The organism is Brevundimonas sp. PWP3-1b1, from assembly GCF_049896065.1.
In the GTDB taxonomy this organism is placed as follows: domain Bacteria; phylum Pseudomonadota; class Alphaproteobacteria; order Caulobacterales; family Caulobacteraceae; genus Brevundimonas; species Brevundimonas intermedia_B.
The window spans coordinates 150175-164917 of sequence record NZ_JAFCTO010000002.1 but is presented as its reverse complement, the minus strand read 5'-3'; the positions used below and the strand labels follow the sequence as shown (position 1 = coordinate 164917).

The window sequence follows — 14743 nt, the reverse complement described above, 5'->3', positions numbered from 1 at the left end:
TCAGAACGCGTCAATAGGACGGCGGCGGCCTGCGGTCGAGACTGGCGAGGATTCCCGCAGCCCAGCGCTGGACCTGACCGCGCGGCGCCTTGGGCGTGGGCTGGTCGCGCGCCGCGATCAGGGCCTGGACCAGGTCTTCCGCCTCGCAGGGCCAGCCCGACGGCGTCACATAGATCGGATAGTGGATCAGGGCAGCCAGGATCAGGTGATCGACTGTCGCCCGGCGGGTGCGGCGCGCAAACGTCAGCCGGTCGTCGGTCAGCCCCCATCCAGCATAGAAGGGCCGCCCATAGACCGACACGGCCTTGCCCCGCATCAGGGCCTCGAACCCGGTCAGGGAGGTCAGGGTCGCCACTCGCCTGCAGGCGTTCAGGCAGTCGATGATGTCCAGCCCGTCGGCGCTGGCGTCCACCGAGGCCATGGCCGAGGCGTCCAGCCGACCCGGCCGATTGCCCGCCAGCACGTCGGGGTGATTGCGATAGATCAGAAAGGCGTCGGGATGATCCGCCCGCGCGGCCTCGACCAGGGCGGAGTTGGTGGCCAGGTCGGGCTCGCAGCCCAGCAGGATCGACTTGTCGTTCTCGACCTGGCCGACGACCAGCAGGATGTCGCGATCGGCAGGCCAGTCCGCCGGGGGCTGGCCCTTCAGATTGTATTTCGACAGACCGGCCTGGACGATGCGCGCGCCCAGCGCGCCCGCGCGCGCCAACTGCTGCGGCGTCGCTTGCGTCGTCTCGATCAGGGTCTCCAGCCGCGATGGGCGCGACGGGTCGTAATAGACGCCCTGATCGTCCAGGGCGACCGACAGGGCGCCGACGAAATCGGACCCCAGGCCGCGCGACCGGATGAAGCCGTCCTCCATCCGCACGGTCGGACCATTGAACGAAGCCGCCGCCTGCCGCGTCGCCTCGCTCTCCTTGCCCGCCCACCAGATCAGCCGGCCGTTGGTCGCGGCGGCATGGGCGGCGGCGCGCGACGGCGACATGAAGTATCGCATCGTCGCCTTGGGCGAGTTCAGCAGGCGGCGCACCGGCGGACGCTTGGCCGGGGCGAACCCCACCGCCGACCACGACCCCGCCAGCCGGTCGGCCCGGTCTCTCAGGGCGATCAGCCGCTCCAGCGCCTGTTCGGCCTCGCACCTGTCGCCAGTGACGGGATCGACATAGCGGCAGTAGGCGATCAGGGCGGCGGCGGCGACCTGTTCGATGGACCGCGCCAGCCCGCGCCGTCCGGTCTGGACCGCATCGGTCGTCAGGCCCCAACCGGAGTAGAAGGGCGCCCCGAAACACCGCACCGGCAGGCCGCGCAACAGGGCCTCGAACCCCAGGGCCGAGGTGACGCAATAGACCGCGTCCACCGCCGCCAGCAGGTCGGCGGGCCGCACGTCCGTGTCCACCAGGGTGACCCCGGCCAGGTCGGTGACGCAGCCGCGCTTCTTGCCCGCCGCCACCGCCGGGTGGCGTTTGACGATCAACTGGGCGTCCGGTTCGTCGCGGCGGGCGGCGGCGATCATCTCGTCGAAGCTCTGCGCCGTCGCCAGCCCATAGCCGATGGAGGCGTCGCCGAACGTCTGGTCCACGATCAGCACGCGCCGACCGGGCTTCAGCAGGCCCGGATCCAGCGGCCCGCCCATGTTCGTCTTGGACACGCCTGACGCCACGATCCGGTCGATCAGCCCCCGCGCACGGGCGGTCATGGCCGGGTCGCACCAGTCGTCGGCCGTCTGGATCAACTGCTCAAGACGGCTGAGCCGCGTCGCATCGTAATAGACGCCCAGATCGTCGACGATCAGGCTCAGGCTGGTCGCCCCCGCCTCGCCGATCCCGACCGATCTCAGGAACCCGTCCTCCAGCGCCACATAGGGCCGCCCGTTCTTCTGCGCCCACCGCCGCCCCGCCGCCGCCGTCGGCTTCATCCCCCAGCCCAGCACCGCCTCCACATCGTCCCCCGGCAAGCGACGCAGGTCGTAGTCAGGCAGGAAGACGTCGAGAAACGGAACCTTCAGCACGCCGGGCGCGCAGACCCAGGCCGGAATTTTCGAAGGCGTGTCGGCAGGTAGGGTCAAGGCGGGTCCGCTGAGTTTCGACGCGAGGTTTAGGGCGGTTGCCTCACACCCGCTAGGCCCGATCCCTCCGTCTCCTCCCCATTTCATGGGGAGGTGGCTCGAAGCGGAGCGGAGAGACGGAGGGGTTCTTCACCACATCACAGATCGGTGGCGCTTCAAGAGCCCCTCCACCGCGTAGCCTGTCCTCGGGCTCGCCTTTGGCGAGACCCGGGGGCGGTCCCCCTCCCCACAAGTGGGGAGGAGACGGACGGCTCAGCCTTGCGCCCGCGCCAGCAACGCCTTCGCCTGCTCCAGATGCAGCCGCTCGACCATGGCGCCGTCCACGCGGATGGCGCCCTGGCCCTCGGCGTCCGGCTGCGCGAAGGCGGCGACGACAGCGCGGGCCCGGGCGATCTCGCCGTCCGAAGGCGAGAAGGCGGCGTTGGCCCCGGCGATCTGGGACGGGTGGATCAGGCTCTTGCCGTCGAACCCGTACAGCCGTCCCTGCAATGCCTCGGCCGCCAGCCCGTCGGCGTCGTCGATCCGGTTGAACACCCCGTCGATGGCCAGCAATCCATTGGCCCGCGCGGCGGCGACCAGCATGGCCAGCCACGGCTTGAACGGCTCGCGATCCGCAGACGCCCCGGCGCCCAGCGTCTTGGCCAGGTCGTTGACCCCCAGCATCAGTCCATCCAACGCCCCGTCCGCCGTGGCGATATCGGCCAGGGCCATCAAGGCGCGCGGGGTTTCGATCATGGCCCACAGGGCGCAGTCCTTGCCCAGGCCGGCGGACAGGGCGTGGACCGCCTCGGGCGTCTCCACCTTGGGCGCGACCACCAGCGTGGCCCCCGCCGCCTTCATCGCCGCCAGATCGTCCAGACCCCACTCGGTGTCCAAGCCATTGATCCGCACGCCCAGGCGCGGTCCGAACCCGCCGCCCCGAACCGCCTCGACGGCGGCGGCGCGCGCGGCGGCCTTGGCCTGGGGCGCCACCGCGTCCTCCAGATCCAGCACGGCGACATCGCAATCCAGCGTCCGCGCCTTCTCGATCGCCCGCGCATTGGAGGCCGGCAGATAAAGGACGCTGCGGACCCGGTCGCTTCGCATCAGACGCGGCCCGTCACGGGCACCAGGGCGCCGGTCATGGCGCGGCTCTCGGGCGAGGCGAGGAACAGGATCACCGCCGCCAGATCGGCCGGCGCGACCCAGGTCGCCGGATCGGCGTCGGGCATGTCCTTGCGGTTGGCGGGCGTGTCGATGATGGAGGGCAGGACGGCGTTGACGGTGACCTTGGTGGTCTTCAACTCTTCGGCCAGCGCCTGGGTCAGGGCGTGGACCCCGGCCTTGGCCGCCCCATAGGGCCCCATGCCGGCCCCGGCCTTCAACGCAGCGGCCGATCCGACATTGACGATCCGTCCCTCAGCCGAAGCCTTCAGCGCGTCCAGCGCGGCGCGGCTGGCGTTGACGGCCGTCATGATGTTCAGGGCGTGCATCCGATCCCAGGCCGGTTCCGCATCGTCGGTCGTCTGCCAGACAAAGCCGCCGGCGATGTTCAACAGGGCGTCCAGCCGCCCGAACCGGGCGATCACGGCATCGACGGCTCCTTGCGCCTGGCCCGCGTCGGTCAGATCGACCCCGCCGACCTCCAGCACGCCGTTGGGCACGGCATGGCCTGAGGCATGGTCGATGACCGCGACCTGCCAGCCGGCCTTCAACGCCGCCTCCAGCACCGCCCGGCCCAGGACGCCGTGTCCGCCCGTGATTGCGACTGTCCGCTGCATCATCCGATCCTCCATGTCGCCGGGGACCATAGAGCCGGACACGGCCGGATCAACCGGCTCCGATCAAGCGTCGGAGAACACCTTCGCCATCAACCGCTCCAACGCCTCTTGATCGTCCGTGTCGAAGGCGGCCGGCGTGGTCGCATCCACGTCGAACACCGCGATCAGCGCGCCCGAGGCGTCACGCACCGGCACCACGATTTCGCTGGCCGAACGGCTGTCGCAGGCGATGTGGCCGGGGAAGGCGTGCACGTCCTCGACTAACTGCGTTTGACCCGTCGCCGCCGCCGCGCCGCACACCCCGCGCCCGAACGCGATCCGCAGACACCCCAGCGTCCCCTGATACGGCCCGACCACCAGCTCGTCTTCCTTGTCCGGCGCCACGACATAGAAGCCCGTCCAGAAAAAATGCTCGAACGCATCTGCCAGCATCGACGCGACCGTCGCCATCCGCGCCGTCACGTTCGGCTCCCCCTCCAGCACGGCCAGGATCTCCTCCTCGATCTCCAGATAGCGCGCGGCCTTGTCCGAGGGACGATCGGTGCGAGCGACGTAGGCCATGGGGGGAACTCCGAAAGGAAACAGGCTGGCGATATAGGAGGGGGCTGGCACGAAGGGGAGGCGCCAGAAGCAGATATTGGTCGCTTCGAGCGCCCGGTTGACCGCCGAGAGTCACACGGCGGCCAAATAGGTCGATTTTTTCTTTCGAAAGCGTGACGGTCGGAGACTGCGGCGGGATGCCCACCGACGCCTGAGACCTCAGCCTCTGAGGAAGCTTAGGATGTCAGCGGAGAGTTGGTTCTTGTGGGTGTCGGTGATGCCGTGCGGCGCCCCGGCGTAGACCTTGAGCTCGGCGTGAGGGACCAGCGTCTTGGCGGCTTGCGCGGCGGCGCCGATCGGCACGATCTGATCATCGTCTCCGTGCACGATGAGCGTGGGCCGATCGAACTTCTTCAGGTCCTCGGTGAAATCCGTCTCCGAGAAAGCCTTGATCGAGTCATAGGTGTTCTTGTGCCCGCCTGTCATACCCTGCAACCAGAAGGCGTCGATCATTCCTTGGGACGCAGTTGCGCCGGGTCGGTTGAAGCCGAAGAACGGGCCGGAGGCGATGTCCTGGTAAAGCTTCGACCGATCCGCCAGGCTGCCCGCCCGGATGCCGTCGAACACCGCGACGGGAAGGCCGCCCGGATTGGCCGAGGTCTGTAGCATGAGCGGTGTCACGGCCGATATCAGACCCAGGCGCGTCACACGGGACGTACCATAGCGGCCGACGTAACGGGCGATCTCTCCGCCGCCGGTCGAGAAACCGAACAGCGACACGTCGCGGAGATCGAGCGTCTCGATCAGTTGCGCCAGGTCGTCAGCATAGTGGTCCATGTCGTTGCCGTCCCACGGCTGGCTGGAACGGCCGTGTCCACGCCGGTCATGGGTGATCACGCGGAAGCCCTCGGTGGCCAAAGCGAAGGCCTGGCTCTCCCAGCTGTCGGAGTTGAGGGGCCAGCCGTGGCTGAGGATGACGACGGGGCCGTCCTTCGGCCCCCAGTCCTTGTAGTAGATCTCGACATGGTCGCGTGTGGTGATGGTGGTCATGGTCTTGCTCCTGCGCCACCGCGTGGCGTGAATAGAGCCGGGACGTTCGTGTCCGGCGTGGAAGAAAATGGGACTATTGCGCAGCCGTCGGCGCGACTGCGGCGCCCTGCGCAGCCTGTTCGATCACGTCGGCGACGGCCTTGGGCTGCGTCAGGAAGACGACGTGGCTCCCGCGGACCTCGGTCGTCACCGCGCCGATACGGCGCGCCGTGCTTCGCAGCAGTTCGGGTGCGATGGCCCCGTCCTCGGTCGCGACAACATACCAGCTGGGCTTCACACGCCAGGCCGCAGTCGTGACCTTCGCTTCAAGAGCCCGCATCGCGATCGGAACCCGATCGGCCGACGTCTGTGTGATCAGCAATGAAAGCATCGGCGCGCATGGCCAGCATGGCGTCGTGCGTCAGCGCTGGACGCCCGGCTGTGACGTCCGAAAAGAACATTTCGCCGACATGGCTGATGTCTGCCTGCCAGGCGGCGCGGCCGGCCTCGCTCAAGGCCTTCCACCAAGCCCCTTCCGTCTTCACACCGCCCTCGGGAAACTCGATCGAGGTGATGGCGAGGCGATCAAGCGCGTGTCCTTGATCAGCGGCGAGAAATCACGCTCCGTAAAGATGACGATCGCCGACGAGGTGCTGACGCTGACCGTTCGCAACATGGAGGCTGGCGTCGCGGCCGAGGAGATCGAGGTCAGAGGCGAGGGACCGTCGTTCGAAACCGGCTTCAACGCCAAATATCTGCTCGACCTGCTGGACCAGACCGACGCCGATCAGATGCTGTTCCGCGTCACCGACCCCGGCAGCCCGGCCCGCCTCGATCCCGGCCCCGGCGCGAAGAACGCCGAGGGGCTGGTCAACATTGTGATGCCGGTGCGGGTATGAGCCGCCCACCATCCCTCGCCGAGCGCCAGCGGGCCGTCGCGGACTTCAACGCATGCCACCAGATAGGTGCCGCCTTTTGGGCCTATAAGGGGCTGGTCGGTGAGAACCCGATCGCTTGCACGCTCCGGACCCCAGCGGAACTCCTAAGCGGCCACACGCCTGTCGCTTGGCTGGATGGCGTGTCCGGCTGCATTGCTCTGACGCACCTCAAGCCCAGGACTGTAGAGGGCGGGTGATGAGCAAGCAAATCGAGCCCAGCCGCGAGGACTGTTCGATGAACTCGCGATGGCTACCAGACGATCTTGGCGTCCATAACGGCACGGCCGAGATCATTTTCCGTGCTCTCAATGCGACGGCGGATATCCTCAAACGCCCTAGAAGGGGGACCGGACGAGCCTTCACGATAGCGTTCGATGACGTCCAACATTGTGACAACCGTTCCGCCGGTGAGAGCGATATTCGTGACCGGGCTGATCAAGCCATGTGTAGGGAGGTGATGAAGGGGGAGGGCGTTCAATTGGGCCACGCCGAGAGCAATGTTGTCGCGGTACATCGTGAGGACAAACCCTTCCAGTTCGCCACTCTGGCAAGTTTGATCCAAGGCCCCGACAGTCGCGGTCAGGCGAGCGATGCAAACCCGTGCAGCTTTGAGTGTGTCCAGTTCCAAAGTGGTCCGAGCTCGCTTCTCGGCTTTGCGAGCTCGGACACTTTCGGACACGGCAATGCCAAGGGCGGTGAAAACTGCGAGCATGGTAAAAAATGCGGAGACCCAATCCGACGCCCCGTCGGACGAAAGCCAATCGCGGATGACGCGGAAAAGCGCCGCCCAAGCCTGCTGAGGGACACTCGTGGCGAGAGCCAGCGTAGCCGCATAGACGCATGCGGCGATCAGGTAGCGAATCTGCCTCATTGCTCGCAGGCTGACATGCTGAAAGCGGCCTGACTATGGGAGCCGCTGAATGTCTGCCCATGATCTTCCTATGGATCAGTATCCCTACGCCTCAAGGCGTAGCCGACGGCTGTCCTTTCGATGCGCCCGCCAGATGACCAGCCGCGTCGCCTTCACCGCAGCGGACATCAAGCGCGCTATGGGCGTGATGGAGAAGTGCGGCCATCAGGTCGCGGCCGTTGACTTCCCCAAGGAAGGCGGGTTTCGATTGGTGTTGGGCGACCGGATGGATGTCGCCGCAGCAAAGGCGAGCGGGCGGAACGAGTGGGATGACGTTCTGCCCCAATGAACGGCATGGCGACGATCGACCTGGCCTATGTCCAGCGGTTCAAAGACCGCCATGGACGGATCCGCCATTACTATCGGCGCAAGGGCTATGCGACCGTCGGCTTGCCGGGCGATCCGGGCTCGGCCGAGTTCATGGCGGCCTATGCCCTGGCGCACGGCCGCGCGCCCAAGGCTGACCCCGCAACGAAGGTCCAGCCGCGCTCGATCAACCACCTGATGATCGAATACTATCGCTCAGCCGACTTCCTCGATCTCGAGCCTCAGACCCAGAAGACCTATCGTCAGATCCTGGATCGCTTTCGGGCTGGGGCTTGGGGCGGCCGGTCGGCCGTCTCGATCGAGCCGCAGCATCTGAACGGCATTTTCCACCAGATGGCCGATCGGCCCGGCGCCCAGCGCAATCTGCGCAAGCGTCTGATGAAGGCCTTCGCTGTCGCCGTCGAACTGGGCTGGCGTAAGGACAACCCGGTCCGCGAGACCAAGTCCCGCAAACGCAAGTCGAAGGGCTTCATCCCGTGGTCTGAAGCCGAGATAGAGACGTTCGAAGCGAAGTGGGCGGAGGGCACGCGTGAACGCCTCGCGCTGTACCTCTTGCTTTATACGGGCGTCCGCCGGTCAGACGTCGTCGGCATGGGCCAGCAGCACGTCAAGAATGGCCGAATCGCCGTCACTCAGGACAAGACCGACGTCCCGATCTGGATCCCGGTCCACCCGCGCTTGAAAGCCGAGATCGCCCGGCACGGCGCCGGGATGACGTTCATCCTGACGCAGTACGGCAAGCCCTTCTCACCGGCAGGCTTCACCAGCTGGTTCGTAGAGCGCGCGACGCTCGCCGGCGTGACGGGCCGCACCCCGCACGGCCTACGCAAGGCGGCGGGCCGGCGGCTGGCCGAAGCTGGCGCCACGACCAAAGAAATCGCCGCCGTCTTGGGCCACACCAGCCTCGATGAGGTCGAGACCTACACGCGTTCTGCGGACCAGGCGAAGCTTGCAGACACGGCGATCGCTAAGCTCGAAAAGGCCGAAAAGAGAACGGCCGGGGTCAAACCCTGAGTGTCAAACCATCTAAGCCCGTTGTTTTCATTGTCGAAAACACTGGGGGTGGTAGGCCCGGAGGGACTCGAACCCCCAACCAGACCGTTATGAGCGGTCGGCTCTAACCATTGAGCTACAGGCCCCCAAGGCGCGCCTCGGCGGAAGGGGTCTCGCCTAGCAGGCGCGGGCGCGGCTTGCCAAGCGGGGGCGGGCAAGAAGGCGATCTTTCGGCGATTTCACGAAGATGAACGGAAACTGCCAAGCCTCACGGGCGTTCATTCAGGCGAGAACGGCCAAGGTCGTTGCAACGGATCGGCGAACGCGCCGTCCTGGATCGCTTACGGAGAAGACCGCATGACCCGCACCCTGGCCGCCGCCCCCCTGAAGACCGTGTCGCTGAAGACCATCGCCCTGGGCGGCGCGGTCGCCGCCGCCGCCTTCCTGGCCGCCGCCACGCCGCGCGCCATGGCCCAAACAGCTGAACCCGCCATGGGAGCCATGCACATGATGCAGCCCGCGCCGTCGCTGAACCTGTCGGCCTATGGCGAGGTCAAGGCCGCGCCCGACATGGCCACCATCACCTTCGGCGTCCAGACCGAGGCGGTCACCGCTCAAGAAGCCATGCGGGACAACGCAACGCAGATGACGCGTGTCGTCGCCGCCCTGCGCCGCGCCGGCATCGCCGAGCGCGACATCCAGACCTCGGGCCTGAACCTGTCGGCGCAATATGACTATGTGCAGAACGAACCGCCCAAGCTGCGCGGCTATCAGGCGGTCAACCGCGTGACGGTGGTCATCAACGACCTGACCAAGGTCGGCACGACGGCCGACGCCGTTGTCGCCGCCGGCGTCAACCAGATCGACGGCATCAGCTTCGGCCTGAAGGATCCGACCGCTGCCGAGAACCAGGCGCGCCAGCTGGCCGTGCGCAACCTGCAGGCCAAGGCCCAGCTGTACGCCCAGTCGCTGAACGTCCAGCTGTCGGGCATCCGCAACCTGACCGAAGGCGGCGGCTACACGCCCCAGCCGCCGATGCCGATGTTCGCCGCCCGCGCCATGTCGATGGACCGCGCCGAAAGCACCCCGGTCGCCGCCGGCGAGCTGACGGTGCGGATCGACATCACGGGCGTCTACGACATCGCCCGCTGATCGCATCGGCCGAAACGAAGAAAGGCCCGCCGGCGACGGCGGGCCTTTTTTGCATTCTGTGGGGCGTGGAGGGCCCCTCCACCGCTTCGCGGTCCCCCTCCCCACGATGTGGGGAGGAGACGCGGCTAGGCGTGTTTGATCTCGTTGGCGTCGTCGAGCAGGACCACGTTCGGGTTCCACTGGCGGGCTGCTTCCTGGGGCATCTGGCCATAGGTGACCACGATGACCTTGTCGTTCTTCTGCACCAGGCGGGCGGCGGCGCCGTTGACGCCGATCACGCGCGAGCCGCGCGGCGCCTCGATGGCGTAGGTGGTGAAGCGCGCGCCGTTGGTGATGTTCAGCACATCGACCTGTTCGTGCGGATAGATGCCCGCCGCGTCCAGCAGGTCCATGTCGATGGCGATCGATCCCTCATAGTCGAGATCGGCCTGGGTCACCGTCGCACGGTGCAGCTTGGATTTCATCAGGGTGACCAGCATGGCGCGGTCTCCAAATATACGCGGGGCGCAGGCCCTCGCTCTCAGGCGGCTCATATAGGGATTTTCGAGGCCCGCATCAATCGGGGCGCCGCGCCGCAGCAACCGGTTTGCGGGTGCGAACGCTAGCGCCCGTCGGATATTGCGCGACCTTCATTTGACGACGGCCCGCGTCCCCCTATGCTGGCGCGGCCATTTCCGGCCTGCGAGCGCGCGTTTCCCCACCGATGAAGCAATTCTTCCTGACGGTCCTTGGTGTCTTCACCGGGTTGATCCTCTTCCTCGTCGTCATTCCCGTGGTGCTGCTGACCGTCGCCATCGCCTCCTCGTCCAAGCCGACGACCCCGGCGAACACCGTGCTGGAACTGGATCTGCGCGAGGGGATCAGCGACCAGCCGTCGTCCAATCCGTTCGCCGCCTTCGGCGGTTCGGGCCTGGCCCTGACCCAGGTCGTGGACGGCCTGCATCAGGCCCAGGGCGACAACAGCGTCAAGGCCCTGCTGATCCGCCTGCCGGAAAGCGGCATGACGCCCGCGACCGCCGACGAACTGCGCCAGGCCATCCACCGCTTCCGCAACTCCGGCAAGCCGGTCATCGCCCACAGCCAGGGCTTCGCGCCCGTCGGCGCGGTGATGTCCACCTATATGGTCGGGGCCTCGGCGTCCGAACTGTGGATGCAGAACACCGCCGGCTTCCAGGCCACGGGCTTCTCGGCCGACAGCCTGTTCCTGGGTCGCGCCTTCGAGAAATACGGCGTCAAACCCGACTTCGAACAACGCTATGAGTATAAGAACGCCGTCAACGAATACACCCAGAGCGACTATACCGGCCCGCACCGCGAGGCGATGACCGCCTGGATGACGTCGATCTACGACAGCGCCCTGGCCAACGCCGCCAGGGACCGCAAGACGACCGCGCCGGCGCTGAAGACCATCATAGAGGCCGGCCCCTATTCGGCGCCCCAGGCCCTGGCCAACCGCCTGATCGACAAGGTCGGCCAGGTCGAGGAGGCCGAGGCCGCCATCAAGACCCGCGCGGGCAAGGGCGCCGAGATCGTCGAGTTCGGCGACTACGCCAGCCAGAAGGGCGAACGCACCGGCTCGGGCAAGAACGCCATCGCCATCGTCGGCGGGGAGGGGGCCATCGTCACCGGTCGCGGCGGCGGCGGCAGCTTCGGCGGCGGTTCGTCCATCCACTCGGACGACACGGCCGAGGCCATCTACGACGCCATCGAGGACAAGAGCGTCAAGGCCATCGTCTTCCGCGTCTCCTCGCCCGGCGGCTCGCCGGAAGCCTCGGAACAGATCCTGGCCGCCGTGCGCGCGGCGCGGGCGGCGGGCAAGCCGGTGGTGGTCTCCATGGGCGCCTATGCCGCCTCGGGCGGTTACTGGGTCAGTTCGGAGGCCGACTGGATCGTGGCCCAGCCCTCGACCCTGACCGGCTCGATCGGCGTGTTCGGCGGCAAGTTCGTGCTGGCCGATGCGCTGGGCCGGTTCGGCGTCGACATGCGCGAGCTGACGGTGGGCGGCCAGTACGCCGACGCCTTCTCGCCGACGCAGGAGTTTACGCCGCAACAGCGCGCGGCCTTCGCCGGCTCGATGGACCGGATCTACGACGACTTCATCGCCCGCGTGGCGACGGGCCGCAAACTGTCGCCCGACCGCGTGCGCGAAATCGCCAAGGGCCGCGTCTGGACCGGGGCCCAGGCCCTGCCTCTGGGCCTGGTCGATCAGCTGGGCGGCGTCACCGAGGCGGTGAACAAGGCTCGCGAGCTGGCGAAGATCCCGTCCAACGAAGCCGTCCGCTTCAAGCATTTCCCCAAGCAGCAGTCGCCGTTCGAGGCCCTGTCGGAAATGTTCGGCGTCCAGACCGAGGCGGCCAAGGCCCTGGTCATGCTGGGCGGCGTCATGGCCGATCCCCAGGCCCAGGCCGTGATGCGCCGCGTCGAGAGCGACCGGATGCGCGGCGAAGGTGCGGTGGTCCTGGCCGACCAGCCGATCTTCTGAGGGACCGCGACACACGCGACCGTGCGTCGCGGTCCATTGACCGCAGGCCCCGATGGACCGACATTGCATGTCAGGCGTTCCTCGGATCGCCTGAAAGGATGATCCATGTTCCAGCCTGAACGTCTCGCCACCATCGGTTTCGCCGCCCGTCGCCGTCCCAATGGGATCGTGGCCTCCGTCATGTGGGTCGCCGGCATGGTCGCCGCCGTCTGCGCCATGGCCGTGGGCGCGGTGCTGGCCATCTTCACCGCCGCCGCCGTCGCGGTGATCGCCCTGTTCGCCGGGGTGCTGGTCTTCCTGGTCGGACTGGTCATGCGGACCCGCCGCAACATGACGCCGCGCCGCCGCAACGGCGATCCCGAGCTGATCGAGGCGCACAAGGTGGACGGCGCCTGGGTCGCCTATGGCTGGGAACGCAACGGCCGCTGAGCCGGCGCCTGCCATGACCGCCTACATCGACGCGCCTTCGCCCAACTTCGACGCGCGCCGTGCGCCGCCCGACATGCTGGTGCTGCACTATACGGGCATGCAGACGGGCGAGGCCGCTCTGGCGCGCCTGCGCGACCCCGACGCCAAGGTCTCGGCCCACTATCTGGTCGAGGAAGACGGCCGCATCTTCCATCTGGTTCCCGAGGAACGCCGCGCCTGGCACGCCGGTCGCGGCGTCTGGCAGGGCGAGGACGACTGCAACGCCGCCGCCATCGGCATCGAGATCGTCAATCCTGGCCACGAGTTCGGCTATCGCGCCTTTCCCGAGGTTCAGGTCGCGGCAATCATCGCCCTGATCGACGATATCCGCAGCCGCTGGACCATCCCCGACAACCGCATCATCGCCCATTCCGACCTGGCGCCTGAGCGCAAGGAAGATCCCGGTGAACTCTTCCCCTGGAAGCAACTGGCCGAGGCCGGTCATGGCCTGTGGTTCGAACCGGCCCCCGAACGGATCCAGGCCCTGGGCGGCCTGCTGCAAAAGGGCGATCAGGGCATCGGCGCCATGGTCCTGCGCGCCGGCCTGCATCGTCTGGGTTACGGGCTGAAACCCGGCGGCGACTATGACGTCGAGACCGAAACCGCCGTCCGCGCCTTCCAGCGCCACTGGCGGCCGACCCGCGTCGACGGCGTCGCCGACGGCGAAACCCGCGCCCGCCTGGTCGGCCTGCTCCAACTCGCCAGCGCCGAGAGCGTCACGGGCGTGCTGAACTAAAGGTCCGCGCGGTCCTGGAAGGGGCCGAAGACCCTGATGATCGAAATGGTGCGGTCCCCATTGTCGATCCGATACAGGACGCGATAGCCCTCGACTGGGCGCTCTCGAACGCCTGACGTTTGACCCTCGGGCCATCGGAACGGCGTGAACTGCAGTTCGACGATGGCGCGAGTGATGCGGGCGGATCGCAGGCGCGCCTTCAGGCCGCTGCCGGGCTGATACAGCCAACGCCGCACCGCGAGCAGATCGACGCGCGCCCGAGCGGTGAAGATGACCTGATAAGGGCCGTTCATTCAGCTGAGGCTGGGGTCTTCGAGGTCTTCTCCGGCCGCCCAGCGATCCAGCCACTCCAGGGCTTCATCGCCGGAAATGACGCGCCCATCGGCGATGTCCGCGTCGGCTTCCGCGATGCGCGCCCGCTCCCAGGTCAGGCGGCGCTCACGCTGCTCCGAGCTTTCCTGACCGGCGATGTTCGAGGCGGGTTCAGCCATGAGTAGATCATAGCCCATTTCTCCTGCCGCCGCATCCGTTGGTTGACCTCGGCGGCGCGGCGGCGCATCTAGCGCGCGCCAGACGGCTGGGCGGTCGCGGCGGACTTCGCGTCCGTCGAGGAAAGTCCGGGCTCCACGGTGAAAAGGCGGCGGATAACTTCCGCCCGGGGCGACCCGAGGGATAGCGCCACAGAAAGCAAACCTCCGGCCTTGCGAGGCCGGTAAGGGTGAAAGGGTGGGGTAAGAGCCCACCGCGTGCCTGGCAACAGGGACGGCATGGCAAGCCCCGCCTGGAGCAAGACCAAATAGGGACATCGCGCGGGGTTCGCCTCGCGGGGCTCACCGCCTCAGATGTCCGGGTAGGTCGCGAGAACCGTTCAGCAATGGACGGTCCAGAGGAATGATCGTCGCCGTTCTTAGGAGCGGAACAAAACCCGGCTTACAGGCCGTCTGGCATACTTTCTTTCTTGGCCTAACGGCCTTCGGCCTGCTTGAGGCCCGTTGGGCGGGGTTCCTCCCGGCCGATCCGGCGGCCGCGGCGCGCGTCGCCTTGGTCCGAGTTCGGATTATCCCCGCATTTCATCGTTCTGGCAGCTGTCCCGCAGGTTTGCGGTCGTTAACCTATTGTCTGTTCAAGGAAGGTTAGAACGCTTCACAGCCTGTGAATACTTCTTCCGTTCCGTGTATGTTCCTGCTGTTCGACCGTGCTTAAGTCGTCACACGTCAAAACATGGTTAAATCTTGGCATCGATCCCATTGAGGCCCATCTGATCCCATGCTATCCCACAATCATGATTTGGGGCTGAGAGGCGGGCGCGGCGGGCGTTCGTCAGGGCATCTAGGGACGGGCCT

General features: G+C 67.0%; 17 protein-coding genes, 1 tRNA gene and 1 other RNA gene. 8 read left to right on the top strand and 11 right to left on the bottom strand.

The features are described 5' to 3' along the window. Window positions 1-10: 10 nt before the first annotated feature. The 6 genes from ACP69V_RS12595 to ACP69V_RS12570 all read right to left on the bottom strand — a co-directional run bounded on the left by ACP69V_RS12595 (window position 11) and on the right by ACP69V_RS12570 (window position 5734). Window positions 11-2065: a capsular polysaccharide biosynthesis protein gene (locus tag ACP69V_RS12595; protein WP_426024191.1), complete on the bottom strand. Its 2055-nt coding sequence runs from the start codon at window positions 2063-2065 to the stop codon at window positions 11-13. A gap of 252 nt (window positions 2066-2317) precedes the next feature. Then, the gene (locus ACP69V_RS12590; RefSeq protein WP_426024190.1) at window positions 2318-3151 is read right to left on the bottom strand and encodes an HpcH/HpaI aldolase/citrate lyase family protein; all 834 of its coding nucleotides are present in this window, start codon (window positions 3149-3151) and stop codon (window positions 2318-2320) included. After that, window positions 3151-3867, bottom strand: coding sequence for an SDR family NAD(P)-dependent oxidoreductase (locus ACP69V_RS12585; RefSeq protein WP_426024189.1), 717 nt, complete (start codon window positions 3865-3867; stop codon window positions 3151-3153). The genes ACP69V_RS12590 and ACP69V_RS12585 overlap by 1 nt, the downstream gene beginning before the upstream one ends. Before the next feature lie 21 nt (window positions 3868-3888). Further along, complete coding sequence (locus tag ACP69V_RS12580; RefSeq protein WP_426024188.1) at window positions 3889-4386, bottom strand: GAF domain-containing protein; 498 nt, start codon at window positions 4384-4386, stop codon at window positions 3889-3891. A gap of 198 nt (window positions 4387-4584) precedes the next feature. Continuing rightward, window positions 4585-5415, bottom strand: coding sequence for an alpha/beta fold hydrolase (locus tag ACP69V_RS12575; protein WP_426024187.1), 831 nt, complete (start codon window positions 5413-5415; stop codon window positions 4585-4587). Window positions 5416-5488: 73 nt separating this feature from the next. Further along, a complete protein-coding gene (locus ACP69V_RS12570; protein ID WP_426024186.1) occupies window positions 5489-5734 on the bottom strand; it encodes an alpha/beta fold hydrolase in 246 nt (81 codons plus the stop codon). Between the two features lie 31 nt (window positions 5735-5765). Between ACP69V_RS12570 and ACP69V_RS12565 the strand changes: the two genes are divergently transcribed. Continuing rightward, window positions 5766-6293 (top strand): hypothetical protein, encoded by a 528-nt coding sequence (locus ACP69V_RS12565; protein ID WP_426024185.1) that lies wholly within the window; start codon window positions 5766-5768, stop codon window positions 6291-6293. A 289-nt stretch (window positions 6294-6582) separates the two neighbouring features. Here ACP69V_RS12565 and ACP69V_RS12560 read toward each other — a convergent pair whose 3' ends face one another. After that, on the bottom strand, window positions 6583-7203 hold the full coding sequence (locus tag ACP69V_RS12560; RefSeq protein WP_426024184.1) for a hypothetical protein: 621 nt from the start codon (window positions 7201-7203) through the stop codon (window positions 6583-6585). A 133-nt stretch (window positions 7204-7336) separates the two neighbouring features. Here ACP69V_RS12560 and ACP69V_RS12555 point away from each other — a divergent pair, with 133 nt between their 5' ends. Then, window positions 7337-7531 (top strand): hypothetical protein, encoded by a 195-nt coding sequence (locus tag ACP69V_RS12555; RefSeq protein WP_165117885.1) that lies wholly within the window; start codon window positions 7337-7339, stop codon window positions 7529-7531. Between the two features lie 5 nt (window positions 7532-7536). Beyond that, window positions 7537-8583, top strand: a complete 1047-nt coding sequence (locus ACP69V_RS12550; protein ID WP_426024183.1) for a tyrosine-type recombinase/integrase — start codon at window positions 7537-7539, stop codon at window positions 8581-8583. Window positions 8584-8632: 49 nt separating this feature from the next. Here the strand turns inward: ACP69V_RS12550 and ACP69V_RS12545 are convergent. Continuing rightward, a tRNA-Ile gene (locus ACP69V_RS12545) sits at window positions 8633-8708 on the bottom strand. Window positions 8709-8919: 211 nt separating this feature from the next. Here ACP69V_RS12545 and ACP69V_RS12540 point away from each other — a divergent pair. Then, the gene (locus ACP69V_RS12540; RefSeq protein ID WP_426024182.1) at window positions 8920-9714 is read left to right on the top strand and encodes an SIMPL domain-containing protein; all 795 of its coding nucleotides are present in this window, start codon (window positions 8920-8922) and stop codon (window positions 9712-9714) included. Window positions 9715-9839: 125 nt separating this feature from the next. Here the strand turns inward: ACP69V_RS12540 and panD are convergent, their stop codons facing one another. Beyond that, complete coding sequence (gene panD, locus ACP69V_RS12535) at window positions 9840-10193, bottom strand: aspartate 1-decarboxylase (RefSeq protein ID WP_426024181.1); 354 nt, start codon at window positions 10191-10193, stop codon at window positions 9840-9842. Between the two features lie 224 nt (window positions 10194-10417). Between panD and sppA the strand changes: the two genes are divergently transcribed. The 3 genes from sppA to ACP69V_RS12520 all read left to right on the top strand — a co-directional run bounded on the left by sppA (window position 10418) and on the right by ACP69V_RS12520 (window position 13400). Further along, a complete protein-coding gene (gene sppA / locus ACP69V_RS12530) occupies window positions 10418-12196 on the top strand; it encodes a signal peptide peptidase SppA (protein WP_426024180.1) in 1779 nt (592 codons plus the stop codon). Between the two features lie 105 nt (window positions 12197-12301). Then, a complete protein-coding gene (locus tag ACP69V_RS12525) occupies window positions 12302-12625 on the top strand; it encodes a hypothetical protein (protein ID WP_426024179.1) in 324 nt (107 codons plus the stop codon). 13 nt (window positions 12626-12638) lie between these two features. Then, window positions 12639-13400 carry an N-acetylmuramoyl-L-alanine amidase gene (locus tag ACP69V_RS12520; protein ID WP_426024178.1) on the top strand — a complete coding sequence of 254 codons (762 nt, stop codon included), beginning with the start codon at window positions 12639-12641 and terminating at the stop codon, window positions 13398-13400. On the opposite strand, the gene ACP69V_RS12515 is transcribed toward ACP69V_RS12520, so the two are convergent. Together ACP69V_RS12515 and ACP69V_RS12510 are read right to left on the bottom strand one after the other, a co-directional pair. Beyond that, window positions 13397-13693, bottom strand: coding sequence for a type II toxin-antitoxin system RelE/ParE family toxin (locus ACP69V_RS12515; RefSeq protein ID WP_426024177.1), 297 nt, complete (start codon window positions 13691-13693; stop codon window positions 13397-13399). The genes ACP69V_RS12520 and ACP69V_RS12515 overlap by 4 nt on opposite strands. Continuing rightward, on the bottom strand, window positions 13694-13891 hold the full coding sequence (locus ACP69V_RS12510; protein WP_426024176.1) for a hypothetical protein: 198 nt from the start codon (window positions 13889-13891) through the stop codon (window positions 13694-13696). 78 nt (window positions 13892-13969) lie between these two features. Here ACP69V_RS12510 and rnpB point away from each other — a divergent pair. Next, window positions 13970-14349, top strand: an RNA gene (gene rnpB / locus ACP69V_RS12505) — RNase P RNA component class A. Window positions 14350-14743: the final 394 nt, after the last annotated feature.

Coding starts and splice junctions, on each gene's coding strand:
- ACP69V_RS12590 (WP_426024190.1), bottom strand. CDS start 3,151: ATGCGAAGCGACCGGGTCCGCAGCGTCCTTTATCTGCCGGCCTCCAAT.
- ACP69V_RS12555 (WP_165117885.1), top strand. CDS start 7,337: ATGACCAGCCGCGTCGCCTTCACCGCAGCGGACATCAAGCGCGCTATG.
- ACP69V_RS12560 (WP_426024184.1), bottom strand. CDS start 7,203: ATGAGGCAGATTCGCTACCTGATCGCCGCATGCGTCTATGCGGCTACG.
- ACP69V_RS12525 (WP_426024179.1), top strand. CDS start 12,302: ATGTTCCAGCCTGAACGTCTCGCCACCATCGGTTTCGCCGCCCGTCGC.
- ACP69V_RS12520 (WP_426024178.1), top strand. CDS start 12,639: ATGACCGCCTACATCGACGCGCCTTCGCCCAACTTCGACGCGCGCCGT.
- sppA (WP_426024180.1), top strand. CDS start 10,418: ATGAAGCAATTCTTCCTGACGGTCCTTGGTGTCTTCACCGGGTTGATC.
- ACP69V_RS12510 (WP_426024176.1), bottom strand. CDS start 13,891: ATGGCTGAACCCGCCTCGAACATCGCCGGTCAGGAAAGCTCGGAGCAG.
- ACP69V_RS12570 (WP_426024186.1), bottom strand. CDS start 5,734: ATGCGGGCTCTTGAAGCGAAGGTCACGACTGCGGCCTGGCGTGTGAAG.
- ACP69V_RS12580 (WP_426024188.1), bottom strand. CDS start 4,386: ATGGCCTACGTCGCTCGCACCGATCGTCCCTCGGACAAGGCCGCGCGC.
- ACP69V_RS12575 (WP_426024187.1), bottom strand. CDS start 5,415: ATGACCACCATCACCACACGCGACCATGTCGAGATCTACTACAAGGAC.
- ACP69V_RS12515 (WP_426024177.1), bottom strand. CDS start 13,693: ATGAACGGCCCTTATCAGGTCATCTTCACCGCTCGGGCGCGCGTCGAT.
- ACP69V_RS12550 (WP_426024183.1), top strand. CDS start 7,537: ATGGCGACGATCGACCTGGCCTATGTCCAGCGGTTCAAAGACCGCCAT.
- panD (WP_426024181.1), bottom strand. CDS start 10,193: ATGCTGGTCACCCTGATGAAATCCAAGCTGCACCGTGCGACGGTGACC.
- ACP69V_RS12540 (WP_426024182.1), top strand. CDS start 8,920: ATGACCCGCACCCTGGCCGCCGCCCCCCTGAAGACCGTGTCGCTGAAG.